Annotated in this window: 16 protein-coding genes and 2 tRNA genes; 9 read left to right on the top strand and 9 right to left on the bottom strand. The window is 54.0% G+C overall.

Features of this window, described 5'->3' with window-relative positions:
• Positions 1 to 315: 315 nt before the first annotated feature.
• The 3 genes from galU to P1U45_RS16395 form a co-directional block, all read right to left on the bottom strand.
• Entirely contained in the window at positions 316 to 1,185 is an 870-nt protein-coding gene (gene galU, locus P1U45_RS16385; RefSeq protein WP_301059993.1) for a UTP--glucose-1-phosphate uridylyltransferase GalU, read from the bottom strand.
• Between the two features lie 204 nt (positions 1,186 to 1,389).
• Positions 1,390 to 1,463 (bottom strand) — tRNA-Gly (locus P1U45_RS16390).
• A gap of 101 nt (positions 1,464 to 1,564) precedes the next feature.
• Positions 1,565 to 2,173 carry an energy transducer TonB gene (locus tag P1U45_RS16395; protein WP_301059994.1) on the bottom strand — a complete coding sequence of 203 codons (609 nt, stop codon included), beginning with the start codon at positions 2,171 to 2,173 and terminating at the stop codon, positions 1,565 to 1,567.
• Between the two features lie 282 nt (positions 2,174 to 2,455).
• On the opposite strand from P1U45_RS16395, the gene P1U45_RS16670 reads away from it, so the two are divergent.
• The 4 genes from P1U45_RS16670 to P1U45_RS16410 all read left to right on the top strand — a co-directional run bounded on the left by P1U45_RS16670 (position 2,456) and on the right by P1U45_RS16410 (position 4,988).
• Positions 2,456 to 2,701, top strand: coding sequence for an RES family NAD+ phosphorylase (locus tag P1U45_RS16670; RefSeq protein ID WP_366145015.1), 246 nt, complete (start codon positions 2,456 to 2,458; stop codon positions 2,699 to 2,701).
• A gap of 10 nt (positions 2,702 to 2,711) precedes the next feature.
• The gene (locus P1U45_RS16400) at positions 2,712 to 3,164 is read left to right on the top strand and encodes a hypothetical protein (protein ID WP_301059995.1); all 453 of its coding nucleotides are present in this window, start codon (positions 2,712 to 2,714) and stop codon (positions 3,162 to 3,164) included.
• 502 nt (positions 3,165 to 3,666) lie between these two features.
• Complete coding sequence (locus P1U45_RS16405; RefSeq protein WP_301059996.1) at positions 3,667 to 4,080, top strand: hypothetical protein; 414 nt, start codon at positions 3,667 to 3,669, stop codon at positions 4,078 to 4,080.
• 275 nt (positions 4,081 to 4,355) lie between these two features.
• Complete coding sequence (locus tag P1U45_RS16410) at positions 4,356 to 4,988, top strand: hypothetical protein (protein WP_301059997.1); 633 nt, start codon at positions 4,356 to 4,358, stop codon at positions 4,986 to 4,988.
• A gap of 631 nt (positions 4,989 to 5,619) precedes the next feature.
• Here the strand turns inward: P1U45_RS16410 and P1U45_RS16415 are convergent.
• Positions 5,620 to 5,704: transfer RNA gene (locus P1U45_RS16415), tRNA-Tyr, on the bottom strand.
• A 94-nt stretch (positions 5,705 to 5,798) separates the two neighbouring features.
• Here P1U45_RS16415 and rlmB point away from each other — a divergent pair.
• From rlmB to P1U45_RS16430, 3 genes are all read left to right on the top strand, one after another.
• Positions 5,799 to 6,578 (top strand): 23S rRNA (guanosine(2251)-2'-O)-methyltransferase RlmB, encoded by a 780-nt coding sequence (rlmB, locus tag P1U45_RS16420; protein ID WP_301059998.1) that lies wholly within the window; start codon positions 5,799 to 5,801, stop codon positions 6,576 to 6,578.
• Between the two features lie 82 nt (positions 6,579 to 6,660).
• The gene (locus tag P1U45_RS16425) at positions 6,661 to 7,578 is read left to right on the top strand and encodes an SDR family NAD(P)-dependent oxidoreductase (protein ID WP_301059999.1); all 918 of its coding nucleotides are present in this window, start codon (positions 6,661 to 6,663) and stop codon (positions 7,576 to 7,578) included.
• 284 nt (positions 7,579 to 7,862) lie between these two features.
• Positions 7,863 to 9,266 carry a DEAD/DEAH box helicase gene (locus tag P1U45_RS16430; protein ID WP_301060000.1) on the top strand — a complete coding sequence of 468 codons (1,404 nt, stop codon included), beginning with the start codon at positions 7,863 to 7,865 and terminating at the stop codon, positions 9,264 to 9,266.
• Between the two features lie 42 nt (positions 9,267 to 9,308).
• On the opposite strand, the gene P1U45_RS16435 is transcribed toward P1U45_RS16430, so the two are convergent.
• Both P1U45_RS16435 and P1U45_RS16440 read right to left on the bottom strand, forming a co-directional pair.
• On the bottom strand, positions 9,309 to 9,905 hold the full coding sequence (locus tag P1U45_RS16435) for an HD domain-containing protein (RefSeq protein ID WP_301060001.1): 597 nt from the start codon (positions 9,903 to 9,905) through the stop codon (positions 9,309 to 9,311).
• 71 nt (positions 9,906 to 9,976) lie between these two features.
• Positions 9,977 to 10,267, bottom strand: a complete 291-nt coding sequence (locus P1U45_RS16440; RefSeq protein WP_301060002.1) for a putative quinol monooxygenase — start codon at positions 10,265 to 10,267, stop codon at positions 9,977 to 9,979.
• 160 nt (positions 10,268 to 10,427) lie between these two features.
• Here P1U45_RS16440 and P1U45_RS16445 point away from each other — a divergent pair, with 160 nt between their 5' ends.
• Positions 10,428 to 10,835 carry an MAPEG family protein gene (locus tag P1U45_RS16445; protein WP_301060003.1) on the top strand — a complete coding sequence of 136 codons (408 nt, stop codon included), beginning with the start codon at positions 10,428 to 10,430 and terminating at the stop codon, positions 10,833 to 10,835.
• 24 nt (positions 10,836 to 10,859) lie between these two features.
• On the opposite strand, the gene P1U45_RS16450 is transcribed toward P1U45_RS16445, so the two are convergent.
• On the bottom strand, positions 10,860 to 11,831 hold the full coding sequence (locus P1U45_RS16450) for an alpha/beta hydrolase (RefSeq protein WP_301060004.1): 972 nt from the start codon (positions 11,829 to 11,831) through the stop codon (positions 10,860 to 10,862).
• Between the two features lie 101 nt (positions 11,832 to 11,932).
• Between P1U45_RS16450 and P1U45_RS16455 the strand changes: the two genes are divergently transcribed.
• Positions 11,933 to 12,259: a hypothetical protein gene (locus P1U45_RS16455; RefSeq protein ID WP_301060005.1), complete on the top strand. Its 327-nt coding sequence runs from the start codon at positions 11,933 to 11,935 to the stop codon at positions 12,257 to 12,259.
• Positions 12,260 to 12,322: 63 nt separating this feature from the next.
• Here the strand turns inward: P1U45_RS16455 and P1U45_RS16460 are convergent, their stop codons facing one another.
• On the bottom strand, positions 12,323 to 13,522 hold the full coding sequence (locus P1U45_RS16460) for an acyl-CoA dehydrogenase family protein (RefSeq protein ID WP_301060006.1): 1,200 nt from the start codon (positions 13,520 to 13,522) through the stop codon (positions 12,323 to 12,325).
• Between the two features lie 14 nt (positions 13,523 to 13,536).
• Positions 13,537 to 14,652, bottom strand: coding sequence for an acyl-CoA dehydrogenase family protein (locus P1U45_RS16465; RefSeq protein ID WP_301060007.1), 1,116 nt, complete (start codon positions 14,650 to 14,652; stop codon positions 13,537 to 13,539).
• Positions 14,653 to 14,811 lie beyond the last annotated feature (159 nt).

Genomic DNA, 14,811 nt, shown 5'->3' on the forward strand with positions numbered 1-14,811 from the left:
ATCGTGCCAATGTTTACGTGAGGCTTATTGCGCTCAAACTTTGCCTTAGACATGTCCGCAGTCCTTAATTTGCAGTCTGTATCGTTGGATCAGTCGGTTCCGATGCGGACTCGCCCGGGGCCTCCCGATCTACGACTCTGTTTCCAGTCGAACCGGCCACATACACGGCACTGCCCCTATTGAGCAAGACCGAAAACACGCAGATTTGCGGTTAAATGCGGTTCACAGGCAGAATTTTTCAGTGAGATGACCGGGAGGACACGAACTCTCCTCTTTTCAATGAGGAAAATCCCTGTCGCCCCGAACTTTCAGGCGTCAGGAAAGTGCCTTGCGCGCAAGTGCCTGGACGAGCGCTTTCGTTTCCGGATGATCCATGGCGTGCGCGAATACTGCCTCGAAATACCCCGGAATAGATCCGCAGTCGAAATCCTGTCCGTCATATTCGAACGCGTAGAATTGCTGCGTCTTCATCAGACGTTCCATAGCGTCCGTCAGCTGGATTTCATTACCAGCGCCCGGCCCCTGATCTTCAAGCAGATCGAAGATTTCAGGCTGAAGAATATACCGGCCGGTAATCTTGAGGTTTGATGGCGCCTCTTCACGAGGCGGCTTCTCGACCATGCCGCTCATTTCAATCAGCTTACCGTCACGGGATTTTGGCGCGATCACACCATACTTGGAGACTTCTTCTTCAGGCACCGCATCAACCGCGATAATGTTACCACCGACTTTGTCATATGCCTCAACCATCTGAGCGAGACAGCCCGTGCCTGACTTTATGATGACGTCAGGCAGCAGAACCGCGAACGGCTCATTGCCAACCACGGCGCGTCCACACCAAACGGCGTGCCCCAGACCAAGCGGAAACTGCTGGCGAGTGAAGGTCGACTTGCCTGCAGGAATGCGCAGCTTCTCCAGCTGCTCTTTAATCTCGATTTTGTTCTTCTTCTCGAGCGTGTCTTCCAGCTCATAAGCAGAATCGAAATAGTCTTCGATGGCGCTTTTATTTCGCCCGGTAATGAAGACAATGTGCTCAATGCCCGCTTCAAATGCTTCGTCGACAACAATCTGCAGCGCCGGACGGTCTACAATTGGCAGCATCTCCTTAGGAATAGACTTGGTCATAGGCAAAACCCGCGTACCAAACCCCGCCACCGGAAGAATTGCTGTTTTAATAGCACCCATAAGACGCCCCTTCTGCAGTCGCGACAATTTACGCGCATATGGCAAACGCGTCATTGTCTAAGCAGTTCAGAATTATATTGCCAAGTGCCAACACCTTCGCAAGCTAAACCGTGACGCTCCAGATTGCGAAACCAGCAGTTCTGCTTAAGCAGAATCCAGCCTGCACCCGGAACGGGCAGAAAAGTTCAAAATTTTCAGGAAGATTGGAGCGGGTAGACGGGATCGAACCGACATATGCAGCTTGGAAGGCTGCCGTTCTACCATTGAACTATACCCGCTGAGAGGCGCAGTTACTGCCCAAAACATATGGGAACGTCAAGTGACTCTGTGAAGCGGGCGCAAGATATTTTACCTTAAACCGCGCCCGCCATCGGTAAGCCTATTCAGGGCCGTGAATATCCACAGTCTCCGTGGCACCCTCGTGATTGGACCTCAACTCATAAACGAGCGGGTAGACGACATTCTCGACACGTTTTGCGGTTCCATCCTCGCCAGTCACATCAAAACGGATCGCAGATACCGCCGTGACAGCCGACTCAGCGAACCCGGGATGGGTGCAATTGGCCTGAATACCTGCTTCCACAACGCCGGCTTCGGTCACGCTGAACGTCACATTGCATCGTGCGCTCAGCCCCTCAGCCATCATATCCGCCGGATAGACAGGGCTTGGCAGGTTTAGCGGTCGCAAAGTCGCTTCAGAGACAGCAGGCGCCGCAAACAATAGCGATGCCGCAACAATCCCCGCGCCGACACCGCTTGCGCTCATGGTCGCCTTCACCGGATTTTTGATCAGTTTCATCGTGATATCCTTCACAATCTGTTTGAGTTTCTCAGACCGTGACCGAGCAAGATAAGCGTCGACAAAAGTGCGAACCGCGTCACTGGCCGTCGTGCCATTGCGCTCACACTCACGCATGAAGGCATCTTTGGTTGCAGGAGAAATCCTGACTTCCAGATGCGTTGTCTTCTTATCGCGTCGTCGGCTCATGCCTGTTTTCCTCGTTATCAGGTCTTCAGATTGGATATCGGGACATGAGGTACAGGATGAAGCAAAACCGTGCTCATGCGCCAGAACTTTCGTGTCCGGCCATAGAAGGCGCTGATTTTATGTAGAAATGTTTGGAATCGCGAACAAGCCTAGGCTGTTCGTTGAGGTGGGGTAGCGCTGAGACTCTCGGATATATTCAATCAAATGAACTGACGTGCTCGTAACCAGCCTCAAAGCCATGCATCCGCCGGTGTCATTTTTCTGGTGCATTCGCTGCGCTTAATGCACCCTACGCGTCACAAAGTGACGCATACTAACGTGCGACGTGAGTTTGGCGTAACACTGAAGGACATAACAAGAAACACTCATTATAAAAATTACAATTACGGTCCGACGCAGCAGGTCGCGAAGGTCGCGAGGGAGCAAGGATACAACGCAATCCTTGCTCCGAGTGCGCAAAACAGCAATGGCATTAACCTAGTGCTATTTTACGACGACTTGCTTCCTTTGGGGAAACATATTCACTAATGAGGAATAGATGAGAAACTTTTATGGATCCGTCAGAATTCTGCATTGTGAATCGTGTGCAGCAGAAATTCCGGAGTTCGATTTTTTTGGGGAAACGGACGTTGCAAATGTTGGTTTGCTGTCTGGTTTTCAATGTGGAACTCTCGATCTCTACGTTTTTGAGGTGTCACCTCCCGATCGATGGGTCGCGTTTATGAAAGGCCGGGAAGTTGGTTTTGATTTTCAAGGGGTGCGCATTGAGACCACTTTTGTGGTGCGCGTCATAGAAGCTCCACCGACGGAAAAAAGACTGTCGATAGCGGAAAGGGTCAGGACCGCGCAACTGAACAAGCCGGTGTTTAAATGTCCCTGTTGTAAAGATGGAGAAGCACGCGCTGGAGAATGCATTACTGTGCAAGCCTTCGAACAACTTGGCGGCAGGATCATCATTGCAGATGGTCTTCAGATGGTGCCCTATTATTGATCTGATCCTTGGCGTCGGGTAGGGTGCATCAAGGGCTATGCCCGGATGCACCAGAAAGACTCATTCAATACTCTGAAGCATGCTGCCACGCCTCGCCATGAATCGTTCGGCGTCATTTTTCTGGTGCATTAAGCGTAGCAATGCACCAGCAAACGGCGCATATGGTTTCAGGTTTCCGGGGCTATTTCATTGTCATCCCGTGCGCAGTGCATCGCGTAGCGGTGCTCTGCAGACACGGGACCTGATCGCGGGAAACTGCATGTTTCGGGTCCCGGATCAGCCATGCATCCGCCGGTGTCATTTTTCTGGTGCATTCGCTTCGCTTAAAATGCCATTGGCACGAAACGGTGTTCCGCTTGCTGTAAGGAAGCAGATTAGTTGGTTATTGATGTAACGGGGTATAGTCGCCAACAGATTACGTCTGTTGAAATTACATTAGCATCAGAGATACGACAGAGAACCCTGGGCCCCATGCAACCGATTTGGATAGGAAGGTAACGCAATGTATACGTTTGCGCTACGCGAGGTGAGATCAACTGACGCCGGTGAATATGATTTTGGGCCGGAATTTGACTTTGTTCCCAACGATTTTTTCAACATTCTTGGATGTTGTATTGACCTTCATAAAGATGAAGAGGGTCTCTTCAATGAAGACCTAGTCTACGTGATTATGATCGAGCTTTTCGTGCTCGAGAAACGGCTGAGCTTTTTTAAGGCGTTTGCAGACACCTGTCACAGGATCGTTTCGGGGGAGGTCACTGGCTACCATGCAATGTCCGCTCGAAGCACTGCCCTTCGTGACTACTATTCTCGTGAAGCGGGTTTCGTTGGGGTGACTGAACAATCGAAGAATTCCGCGCAGCGCTTCATCGGTTTCCTGAATGCGCATCCTGAATACTGGCCGGTGAAAAATTAGCAATCCGATGCGTTGCATCGTGTAGGGTGCATTCCGCAAAACGGCGAACATGGTTTCAGGTTTCTGTGGATATCTCATTGTCATCCCGTGCGCAGTGCAGCGCATAGCGTTGCTCTGCAGACACGGGGCCTGATCGCGGGAAATTGCATGTTTCGGGTCCCGGATCAGCCGTGCATCATTGTCATGCTGCACAGCATCCGGGATGACAGTGCGCCCGACGACGCAAAATCCGAAAACTAATCCCACACCAGAACATGCCACCCTAAACTTGGGGCATGAAACCCGCGCCCTCATCTGCCTCTGATTATACTTCTCTGACCATTGGTCAGCTGATCGGGCTGAACCTTGCGCGGCTTTATGCCTGGTGCATGCGGCTTCAGGCATCCGGCGAAACGCGCGCGCCGCGTGACCTCGCGCGGATTGTGATCTCAACTGACGCTATGGTGCATGCTTATGTGCGTATGTTGGCGTCTTCCCAGATGGAGAGGGCAGGTTTCACATTTGCAGCTAACGCGATGCGTACGCCCGTCTGGCAACGGAGTGGTCGCTTGGTTGGCTCTAGCGCACCTTTGGTGCGCATAGAGCGCGCTCAAGGCTGTGCTGTTTGCTCTCATGAAGCAGAGACTCACATAGACCCAGCTGAAGGCTTTGAGCTCATCTCGTTGGCCGAGCTGTCTGACAGGCTTCAGACCGCAATCGAAAACTTTGAACGCGCAGAAACACTGGCGAGCCATCTGGCTCGCTTGATCGTCTGCGCGCTGGCGTATCTTGAGCCTGAAGTGCGCGTATCCATTGTTTTTGAAGAAGCTGTAGAACTGGCCTTCCCGCCTTGTCAGCACATCACGACATGGCCAGAGCCATGGCCGCCGCCAGACCGCGCGGCGTGTAATTTTTCACTCGCTATCTGAGTTCAATCTTTCAAATCAAAAGCAAGAACGCGGCAGGGAACCCCTTGCGGCGATAATGGTGTTTGTACTTTTCTGCTCGCCTGTTTGGTTCGCCATTGGCTCACCCCGGCTGCGCCTTCGCGTTGCTTGTAGTGTTTCGCTCATTCCCGCGAAGGCGGGAAACTGGACCGGCCATGTCGCACCAGATCCCTGCCTGCGCAGGGATGATCGCAGATGTGGAAACACCGCAGATACCCGCGAAGGCGGGTATCCAAGCTTAGATTGATCAACTCAAAACGCTGCCAGATTTAAGCATGGGTTCCCGTCTTGACGGGAACAGGCGCACCGCGTGACCTGGCTTCCAATGAGAGAATGAGCAGCCCTGAGCGCGACCCATCGCGAACGCGGCATTCGCCGCGAAGCGGGCGGTCAGAGAAAAAAGCGCTCTATGTGAGCGGAGCGATACGAGAGCGAGAAGCAAACACAATTTGCGTGAAAAAATGATGTGAGCACGTAACCATACAGCGGCAGACTTGCCGCCGGGCTTTGCCCGCCTGCCGGAGCCGCTGCGCGGCGTGAGGCAAAACAAACACAATTTTCTCTTCTTTAGATCCGCCGGATCGAAAGTTTTTGCACCACAAAAACGAGAAAATGGTGGAGGGGGCTGGATTCGAACCAGCGTACGCTATGCGGGCAGATTTACAGTCTGCTGCCTTTAACCACTCGGCCACCCCTCCGCCTGCTCAACCAATCAGTTTGACGACGGTGAATTGCCGGTCCACAGAGGAGCAAAATCGCTCTTCAAAATGGATCGGAAGCGGCCTTATAGTCATGAAGAATTCCGTAGGCAACCGCCGAAATCGCAAGAATGTCACAAAACATGAAAAACATGACCCAAACGCCCCTGTTTGGCTGTGGGGAACCCACGCTGTCATGGCTGCGCTCAACAACCCGGACAGGGTCTGCCAGCGCCTTTGTGTTACCAAGAATGCAGCTACTAAATTAAATGAAATCAACAACCTAAGGGCAACACCGGAAGAGATGCTGCCCAAGGATATCGACCAGATTTTGCCTCGGGATTCAGTGCATCAGGGTATAGCAGCACTTTTTGCGCCCCTGCCCGATCTTTCAGTAGAAGATGCGCTCGATCACCGCCGTATCGTCGTATTCGACCAGCTGACAGACCCGCATAACATCGGGGCAATCTTCCGATCGGCAGCCGCATTCGGTTTCACCGCAGCGATTCTTCAGACGAAGAATGTGCCGCCAATTACCGGCGTTGCCGCGAAAACGGCGGCCGGCGCCGTAGAAACTGTAAAAGAAATTCGCGCCGTGAATATTTCTCGCGCCATTGATTCGCTCAAAGAGGGCGGCTTTCACGTGGTTGGTCTGGATGGTGGAGGCGATTCAGACATTGCTGTCGCTGTCAGTGGCGCTGAAAAACTCGCAATCGTCATCGGTGCGGAAGGGTCAGGGCTTCGCCCGGGAGTCGCCAAATCCTGTGACCAGATCGCCAGCATACCGATCGAGCGGACGATGGAGAGCCTCAACGCGTCTAACGCCGCCGCGATCGCCTTTTATGCCGCAAGCATGACGCTACGTCCGTCTTGACCCCTGCCCGAAGCGGTGGTCCCTAGCCAGTGATGCCCTGCCCTGCGCGGGCAAAAGAATAAGCGTTCAGAGGGAAATTGAGATGTCAGAAATTCGTTTTGATGGAAAAACGGCAATCGTAACAGGCGCAGGCGGCGGTCTTGGCCGTTGCCACGCACTTGAACTCGCACGTCGCGGCGCGAATGTCGTCGTCAACGATCTGGGCCCGGCGATGGATGGCTCACAAGGGACATCTGACGGTGCAAAAGCTGTCGTTGAAGAAATCCGCGCATTGGGCGGCAGAGCCATCGCTAACGGGTCTTCCGTTGCAGACGATGCAGGCGTCAAAAAAATGATCGACGACACAATGTCCGAGTTTGGCCGCATCGACATTATCATCGCGAATGCAGGCATTCTGCGCGACAAATCCTTCGCGAAGCTCACCGTCGGCGACTTCGATATCATTCTCGACGTCCACCTGATGGGTACCGTAAAGCCATTCATGGCGGCGTGGGACATCATGAAAGAGCAGCAATATGGCCGCCTCGTCGTGACGACCTCCTCCACCGGCCTGTACGGCAATTTCGGTCAGGCAAACTATGGCGCAGCAAAGCTTGGCCTTGTTGGTCTGATGAATACGCTGAAGCAGGAAGGCGCGAAATATAACATCAAGGTCAACGCGGTCTGCCCTGTAGCGGCGACGGCGATGACAGAAAACCTGATGCCGCCTGCACTGCTCGAAGCACTCAAGCCAGAGTATGTCACGCCTGGCGTGATGAACCTCGTCAAGGAAGATGCGCCAACGGGCACGATCCTGTCTTGTGCAGCTGGTGGCTTCTCGATCGCACAAATCCGCGAAACCAAAGGCGCATTCGTTGGCACTGGTGACGCGCTCACAGCCGAAGCGGTCGCGGCGAAATGGGACGAGATCGCTGACGATTCAGTACTTCAGGCTTTCGACAACGGATCCGGTCATACAGGCCACTTCATCCGTATGATTCAGGAGGCTCAGAAGGGCTAAGCGCCACTACTCTGCGGGGGAGCCTCACCCTCCCCTGCAAAACTCCAAATGCAATACTCTTTGACTTTTGCTGCAGCGCAACGTATGAGCTGCAGCATCCTGCATTATGCAGCACTGAAAGAGAGAACTGCGTGAAGCGCCGATGGCCTTGAGCCGTCTTTGGGTTTTTTCTTCAAAGGCAATTCGAGCCCCACGCCCTGGATTCACGCAGGCCGTCCCAAAATGACTAACCTTTTCGCCCGCAGTTTCTGCGCTGGCGGACGGACTCCTTTCTGAAAGTATACATGACACAATTTATCGACTTCGGTCTCGCCGGCCCGCTCACCAAGACGCTGGAAGAGCTAGGCTATACGACACCAACGCCTATTCAGGCTCAGGCCATTCCGATGCTTCTGGAAGGTCACGACCTTCTGGGAATCGCGCAAACCGGTACCGGCAAGACAGCGGCCTTCACTCTGCCGCTGCTTCACATGCTGAACGCGTCACAAAAAGAAGGTCAGCGCCCAGCCAAAAGCGTTCGCGGCCTGATCCTCGCGCCAACACGCGAACTCGCTGTTCAGATTGCTGACAGCGTGCGCGAGTATGGCAAACTGCTTGGTCTGCGCTCGGTTCACGTTCTCGGTGGCGTTCCGATCAACAAACAGATCCGCCAGCTGGAAAAAGGCACGGACATCCTGATTGCAACACCGGGTCGTCTTGAAGACCTGATGCAGCAAAAAGCTGTCACGCTGAACCACGTAACCCACCTCATCCTTGATGAAGCCGACCAGATGCTGGACATGGGCTTCATCCACGCGCTCAAGCGCATTGCGAGAGCGCTGCCAAAGGATCGCCAGACACTGCTCTTCTCCGCGACCATGCCGACAGAGATTGAAAAGCTCGCGCAGGATTTCCTCCGCAACCCGAAGAAAGTCTCCGTTGCGCCGGTCGCGTCGACTGCAGAACGCGTGAACCAGTCCGCATATTTCGTGAAACAGAAGGACAAGGCTGTCCTCCTCGCACGTCTTCTAAAAGACCGCGAAGTACAGCGCTCAATTGTCTTCACACGCACCAAACATGGCGCGAACCGTCTGGTGGGTCAGCTGGATAAGGCTAATCTCGACGCTGTTGCTATTCACGGCAACAAAACCCAGAACCAACGCCAGAAAGCGCTCAACGCGTTCCGTGAAGGCCAGTGCCTTATTCTCGTCGCGACCGACGTTGCTGCGCGCGGCATCGACATTCCTGAAGTCAGCCACGTCTTCAACTTCGACCTACCTGAAGTGCCTGAGCAATACGTTCACCGTATCGGTCGTACAGCGCGTGCGGGTCGTTCCGGTGAGGCCGTGTCACTGATCTGCGATCAGGAACGCCACCTCCACCGCGCAATCGAGCGCCTCACAAACGTTACGCTCAGCACACTACCGCTTCCGGACGGATTCACTCAGGACCTGAAAGACGCACCAGCTGAAATGTCGACATCACCACGTGACCGTCGCAAAGCCGAGTTCAGGCAAAAAGCTGAAGGCGAAAGCGGTCAGCGCGGCAATAAAGGCCGTGGCGGTCGTCCTCCTCGTGGCGGCAAATCCGGCGGAAGCTCTTCTTCTGGAGGCCAGCCACGCCAGAGCCGCGCACGCAATGGCGACAGCCAGGGCGGCGGTCAGAACAAATCTGGCGGCGGTCGTCCGCGTCGCCAGCGTAGCTCTTAAGTACAAACAAAAAGGCCGGTCATCTGACCGGCCTTTTTTCTATTACTTGTCTTTTTTGTAGATCGATTGTTTCGGCTTTTCGAACACCCTGCGGACCATGGGCTCGAAGAACTCCAGCGTCTCGCTCTCATAGTCAGGATCGAAGGCCGCCTGATCATAGAGATGGCAGAACTGTGCAGTGTATTCATACCAGGGGTGGCCCTGATACTGCTCACGCATATTCTTGTTCAGGCCGAGATGTTCGAAGAAGTAATACCCCTGAAACACGCCATGATTGGCGACCATCCAGTGGTTCTGCTCACTGACGAACGGCTTAAGGATCGCCGCGGCGATATCCGGGTGGTTATAGCTGCCGAGCGTATCGCCAATATCGTGCAATAACGCACAGACAACATATTCTTCATCGCGTCCGTCACGAAGGGCGCGCGTCGCCGTTTGTAGCGAATGCTCCAGACGGTCGATCGGAAATCCGCCGTAATCGCCGCGCAGAATGCGAAGGTGATCAAGCACCCGATCAGCGAGACCTTTATTGAACTCAGCGGTCTCGCGACCAATGATCATCCAGTCATCGCGCGTACTGTCCACGAAGGACTTGAACGTCGCGCGAGGTCTCATCTCGCTATCATGTCCGTCAGCCATGCTTCATTCTCCCTTGGACTGTTTTATCGTTATGTCGCCCGAGTTTATCACAAAACGCGGGCGTTCGCCTATTAGCTCACTTCGTCCATGCGTGTGATAGTCGGGCGGCCAGCAAGACACTCACCGAAAACAGGCTGAGCAGCGCGGAAATAGTCGGTCTTGCCGTGCGCAGCGAGTGCGTCCGCGTCTGTGTACTGCTCCATGAAGTAGTACTCGGTCTCAGAGCCTTGCTGCTTGTAAAGCGTGTACATCAGACAACCCGGCTCGTTCGCGCGTACCTTTTCCATCAGGTCCTTAGCCATGGCTTCAAAGTCAGCCTGCTTGCCTTCTTTAATTGGCAACTGCGCAATAATTCCAATCATCTTGTGTCTCCCCGACAGTGATACTTTTCATTTTAGAGTGAGCTAACACTAAAGCAGATAACAGCGCGAGCAAGCCTTCACCTTACGCAAAGTTTCGATTGCATCTCTTGCCCTGCGAGATGAAGATCACCGCCGCATTTGAAAGAATGAGGGGGAAGAAATGCATACTTTGCTGATTGTCGCGGTCGTCGTTCTGGCGCTTCTGGTCCTGTTGCTGGGCTTCAATGTGTCTTTGCAACGCAACAAGAACAAAACGGGTATTTCACCGGGAACCGACCCGACCAGTCCTCTGATGAAAGCGGTTCGCGCGCACGCCAACGCCTCGGAATATGTTCCGCTCATCATTGGCCTCTTCATCACAACGGGATTTGTATATCAGGGGCGCGATCTGGGACTTTTTGCGACCAGTCTTATAGTCGCTCTTGTGCTGGCACGCTTTATCCATGCGGCAGGCATGTTGACGTGCCAAACGCTTGAAAAGTCTGACCCACTTCGCTTTATCGGAGCGCTTCTGACTTATATCGCCGGCATAGTCCTATGCGGCTTGCTGCTCGCCAAAGCATTCTGACGAGCAGCAAACGAAGCCGGACGATCAGACTTGCTTCTTCAGCCAGTCGACCAGAAGTTCATTCACCGCTTCGGGGCGTTCCTGCTGTGTCCAGTGGCCCACGCCTTCCAGCACGACGCCCGTCTGCAGGTTTGGAACGTATTTGCGCATACGCTCCACAACATCCACGCCCGGCAGCATTTTAAGGACGAGATCCCGGTCGCCACCAATGAATAGCGCTGGTTGATAGATATTCAAATCGCCGCGCGAGCGCAGATATTCATGGTCGCGCGGATGGTTGCGGTACCGGTTGAGCGGCCCGTGAAAGCCCGACGCTTTGAACTCTGCCTCGTAATAGTCGATGTCTTCTTCTGTGAGCCATGCCGGAAACGGATCAGGGTCTGGTAGGCGGTCCAGCATACCCAAAGTGTTCGGCTTGTCCTTTGGCCAGGTTCCATCAGGCGCATCACCGGAAACCGCATAATAGAAACGACGGATCGTATCACGCGGATCACGTTCCAGCTCAGCTTCAGCGACGCCAACCTTCTGGAAGTAAATCTGATAGAAAAACAGTCCTCTTTTGGTGAAAACATCGTCCATCACATCGAGGAACATACGCTCACCTGGCGGAGAATATGGCACTGACAACGCGCCCACCGCTTTAAACACATCGGGATGCAATAGTGCAGAATTCCAGGCGATTGGTGCGCCCCAATCATGACCTACAACAATAGCTTTGCCATCATCAGAGAGCGCCTTGGCGATTTCAGCCATATCACTCGCCAGATTCTGCATGGAATACCGTTCGATCTCGTGCGGTTTATCCGAACCACCATAGCCGAGCACATCAACTGCAGCCGCCTTAAAGCCAGCCTGAGCGATCACAGGGATTTGATGACGCCAAGAATACCAGCTCTCTGGAAACCCGTGGACCATAAGCACTAAAGGCCCCGTGCCTTCTACGGCTACGCGGTAGTTTACGCCGTTTACCGGCACATTCTGAAACTCGACTGACATATTGTAGATATCGCCTCCCCGCGAAAATTTTGACGTCTTTAGTAACTAAAACAAAATCTGATTAGGCTAATTTCAGGCAGAGGTGAAATGGGTGATCGGAAATGTTCGGACTCTTTAAGAATAAAAAACACGAAGATGACGAGATTGATGCACTCCCGGAACGGGAGCCTGAGGAACCACTGCGCGCAGTGCTGCCGCGTGAGCAACGTGTGAACTCCTATAAGGAAGCGCACATCACGACCGACAGCGGCTATAAAGTTCGCGGCATCGTCGTCGACCACAGCCCTTCCGGGCTGCGGATCCGCTTTCAGTCTTACGAAACACTGCCTGAGATTATTCAGCTGCGTGTGCCAGAACTGTCCATCAAAGGTATGGGCCGGATTGTCTGGCAGGATCAGTCTGATTTTGGCGTTGAAATGATCGGCTGATCGTTTCGTCCTTCCAAGAAACTGAAAAGAGCGCCTTCGAGGCGCTCTTTTTCGTTTAAGCCTCTAGCCTGCCTTCATCTGGTCGAACGCAATATCTTTATCAACGCGGACATCCTGCGGTAGACCAAGCACCCGTTCGGCGATGATATTCTTCAGAATTTCATCTGTACCACCCGCAATACGAAGGCCCGGAGCCCACATGAAGCTCGACTGGAAGATCGCCTTCATTGGTGCCAGATCTTCATCATTGATCAGGCCATAATGGTCCTGCAGCTCAATGCCGGAATTACAAATATCCTGCAGCTGGTTCGCCGTGAGGATTTTACCGATGGAGTTTTCAGGTCCCGGCGTATCCCCTCGTGAAAGCGCAGTCTGAGTACGGAACTTGGTCAGCTTGTAACCTTGCGCCTGAATGTACCAGTCAGCCAGTTTTTCACGGAAAGCCTGATCAGACATCAGTCCCATCTCCGCGCCGAATTTCATAATCTCATCATAGTCAGGGCCCGGAGATCCGCCCACAGCCAGACGCTCATTCATCAGCGTGACCAGCGCGACTTTCCAGCCAGCACCGACTTCACCAAGACGATCAGTGTCAGGGATACGCACGTCCGTGAAATAGACTTCGTTGAACTCTCGACCGCCGGATGCCTGATGGATCGGACGTACTTCAACACCCGGGTCTTTCATGTTCACGATGAACATTGTCAGGCCCTTATGCTTTGGAACGCTCGGGTCTGTCCGTGTCAGCAGGATGCCATAGTCAGAGAACTGGGCGCCGGTCGTCCAGACTTTCTGGCCGTTGATGACCCAGTCATCCCCATCACGAACAGCGCGTGTCTTCAGGCCTGCAACGTCAGAACCCGCCGCCGGCTCAGAGAAGAGCTGACACCAGATTTCCTCACCGATGAGAGCCTTCGGAACATAGCGCTTTTTATGTTCGTCGGAGCCGAATGCGATGACTGTCGGAATGCACATGCCAAGACCGATCTGGAATGGTCCAGTCGGCGCAGCAAAAGACGACTCTTCCTGATTCCAGATCACCTGCTGCATAGGCGTGCCGCCCCGGCCACCAACCGCTTTCGGCCAAGTGATCTGAGCAAAGCCACCTTGCGCTTTGGTTTTCTGCCACGCTTTCGCGCGCTTCAGAAATTCCTCACCGCGTTCGCGTCCACCGGCTTGCTTCTTCTCAGCCAGGTTGGCCTTCAGAAAGGCGCGCGCCTCTGCGCGGAATTCTGCTTCTTCTGGCGTATCGTTGAAATCCATTTTGTGTTCCTCCCTTACGCGGCAGCTTTGTTTTCAAGCGCGCTGATAAGTTTCTCTTTCCAGATTTTCGGCGAGCCGACCTGTACCGCGAGCAGTTTTGCGCGTCGGTAGAACAGGTGGCAGTCGACTTCCCATGTGAAGCCCATGCCGCCATGAGTCTGGATGTTCTCTTTAGATGCGAACCAGAAGGCCTCGCTTGCCGCCACGCGCGCAGCCGCTGCCGCTTCAGGCAGTTCACCAGCGTCTGTGGAGAGCGCCCATGCGCCATAATACGCGTTAGAGCGGGCAACCTGATTTTTTACCCAGCCATCTGCCAGCTTGTGCTTGATGGCCTGATAGCCGCCGATAGGACGACCGAACGCGTAACGGGACTTGGCATAATCCGTCGCCATCTCCACGGCGCGGTCTGCACCGCCGGTTTGCTCGAAAGCGATGAGAACCGCAGCCCGGTCCATCAGCTTATCAATCAACGGGCCGGCCTGCCACGCTTCGCCAATACGCTCACCAGCCACATCAGAGAATTCCAGCTCTGCGTGGGAACGTGTTGGGTCCAGCGTCTTAACCACAGTGCGCTTCACACCAGCCTGATTGAGATCGACCAGAACCAGAGACACACCGCCATTTTCGGCAGTCGTCACCAAGGCATGGGTCGCGATATCGCCGTCCAGCACCGGAATCTTCGTGCCGTTCAGCTTGCTACCGTCAAACGTGGTTTTCAGAGCTGAGAGGTCTGGAGCGCCCGGACCTTCTGAAGACGCAAAAGCGCCGATCACCTTGCCCGCAGCAATCTCTGGCAGGAGCGCCTGCTTCTGAGCTTCAGAGCCACCAAGCTTCAGAGCCTCAGCCAGCATATAAACGGTAGAAGAGAATGGCACCGGCGCGAGCGCGCGGCCAATTTCCTCCGCCAGCACGCAAAGTTCCAGCATACCGAGCCCGAGCCCGCCATACTCTTCCGGGATAGCCGTGCCCAGCCAGCCCATTTCAGCGATGCCGTTCCAGAGGCTTTCATGGCAGGCCATACCATCATCATTCAGCACTTTGCGGACTTCTGCCGTAGTGCATTGTTCGCTCAGATATTTTCGCGCCTGGTCACCCAGAAATTTCTGATCTTCCGAAAAGTCGAAATTCATGGCGTCTCCTCTCTACCTTTTGCGGCGAAGCATGCGTTGGCGTCGCCTGTTTTGCGGAGAGGTTATCAGCCCTTTCAATCGAGAAAAGTCCTGTCGTTACGGCAAGTCCGAAGGATTTTGATTGTTTGTATTCACCGTAATCTAACGACCTTCAGACCA

The sequence above is a fragment of the Ponticaulis sp. genome, assembly GCF_029210165.1.
In the GTDB taxonomy this organism is placed as follows: domain Bacteria; phylum Pseudomonadota; class Alphaproteobacteria; order Caulobacterales; family Hyphomonadaceae; genus Ponticaulis.

Coding starts and splice junctions, on each gene's coding strand:
- galU (WP_301059993.1), bottom strand. CDS start 1,185: ATGGGTGCTATTAAAACAGCAATTCTTCCGGTGGCGGGGTTTGGTACG.
- P1U45_RS16395 (WP_301059994.1), bottom strand. CDS start 2,173: ATGAGCCGACGACGCGATAAGAAGACAACGCATCTGGAAGTCAGGATT.
- P1U45_RS16670 (WP_366145015.1), top strand. CDS start 2,456: ATGCACCCTACGCGTCACAAAGTGACGCATACTAACGTGCGACGTGAG.
- P1U45_RS16400 (WP_301059995.1), top strand. CDS start 2,712: ATGAGAAACTTTTATGGATCCGTCAGAATTCTGCATTGTGAATCGTGT.
- P1U45_RS16405 (WP_301059996.1), top strand. CDS start 3,667: ATGTATACGTTTGCGCTACGCGAGGTGAGATCAACTGACGCCGGTGAA.
- P1U45_RS16410 (WP_301059997.1), top strand. CDS start 4,356: ATGAAACCCGCGCCCTCATCTGCCTCTGATTATACTTCTCTGACCATT.
- rlmB (WP_301059998.1), top strand. CDS start 5,799: ATGAAGAATTCCGTAGGCAACCGCCGAAATCGCAAGAATGTCACAAAA.
- P1U45_RS16425 (WP_301059999.1), top strand. CDS start 6,661: ATGTCAGAAATTCGTTTTGATGGAAAAACGGCAATCGTAACAGGCGCA.
- P1U45_RS16430 (WP_301060000.1), top strand. CDS start 7,863: ATGACACAATTTATCGACTTCGGTCTCGCCGGCCCGCTCACCAAGACG.
- P1U45_RS16435 (WP_301060001.1), bottom strand. CDS start 9,905: ATGGCTGACGGACATGATAGCGAGATGAGACCTCGCGCGACGTTCAAG.
- P1U45_RS16440 (WP_301060002.1), bottom strand. CDS start 10,267: ATGATTGGAATTATTGCGCAGTTGCCAATTAAAGAAGGCAAGCAGGCT.
- P1U45_RS16445 (WP_301060003.1), top strand. CDS start 10,428: ATGCATACTTTGCTGATTGTCGCGGTCGTCGTTCTGGCGCTTCTGGTC.
- P1U45_RS16450 (WP_301060004.1), bottom strand. CDS start 11,831: ATGTCAGTCGAGTTTCAGAATGTGCCGGTAAACGGCGTAAACTACCGC.
- P1U45_RS16455 (WP_301060005.1), top strand. CDS start 11,933: ATGTTCGGACTCTTTAAGAATAAAAAACACGAAGATGACGAGATTGAT.
- P1U45_RS16460 (WP_301060006.1), bottom strand. CDS start 13,522: ATGGATTTCAACGATACGCCAGAAGAAGCAGAATTCCGCGCAGAGGCG.
- P1U45_RS16465 (WP_301060007.1), bottom strand. CDS start 14,652: ATGAATTTCGACTTTTCGGAAGATCAGAAATTTCTGGGTGACCAGGCG.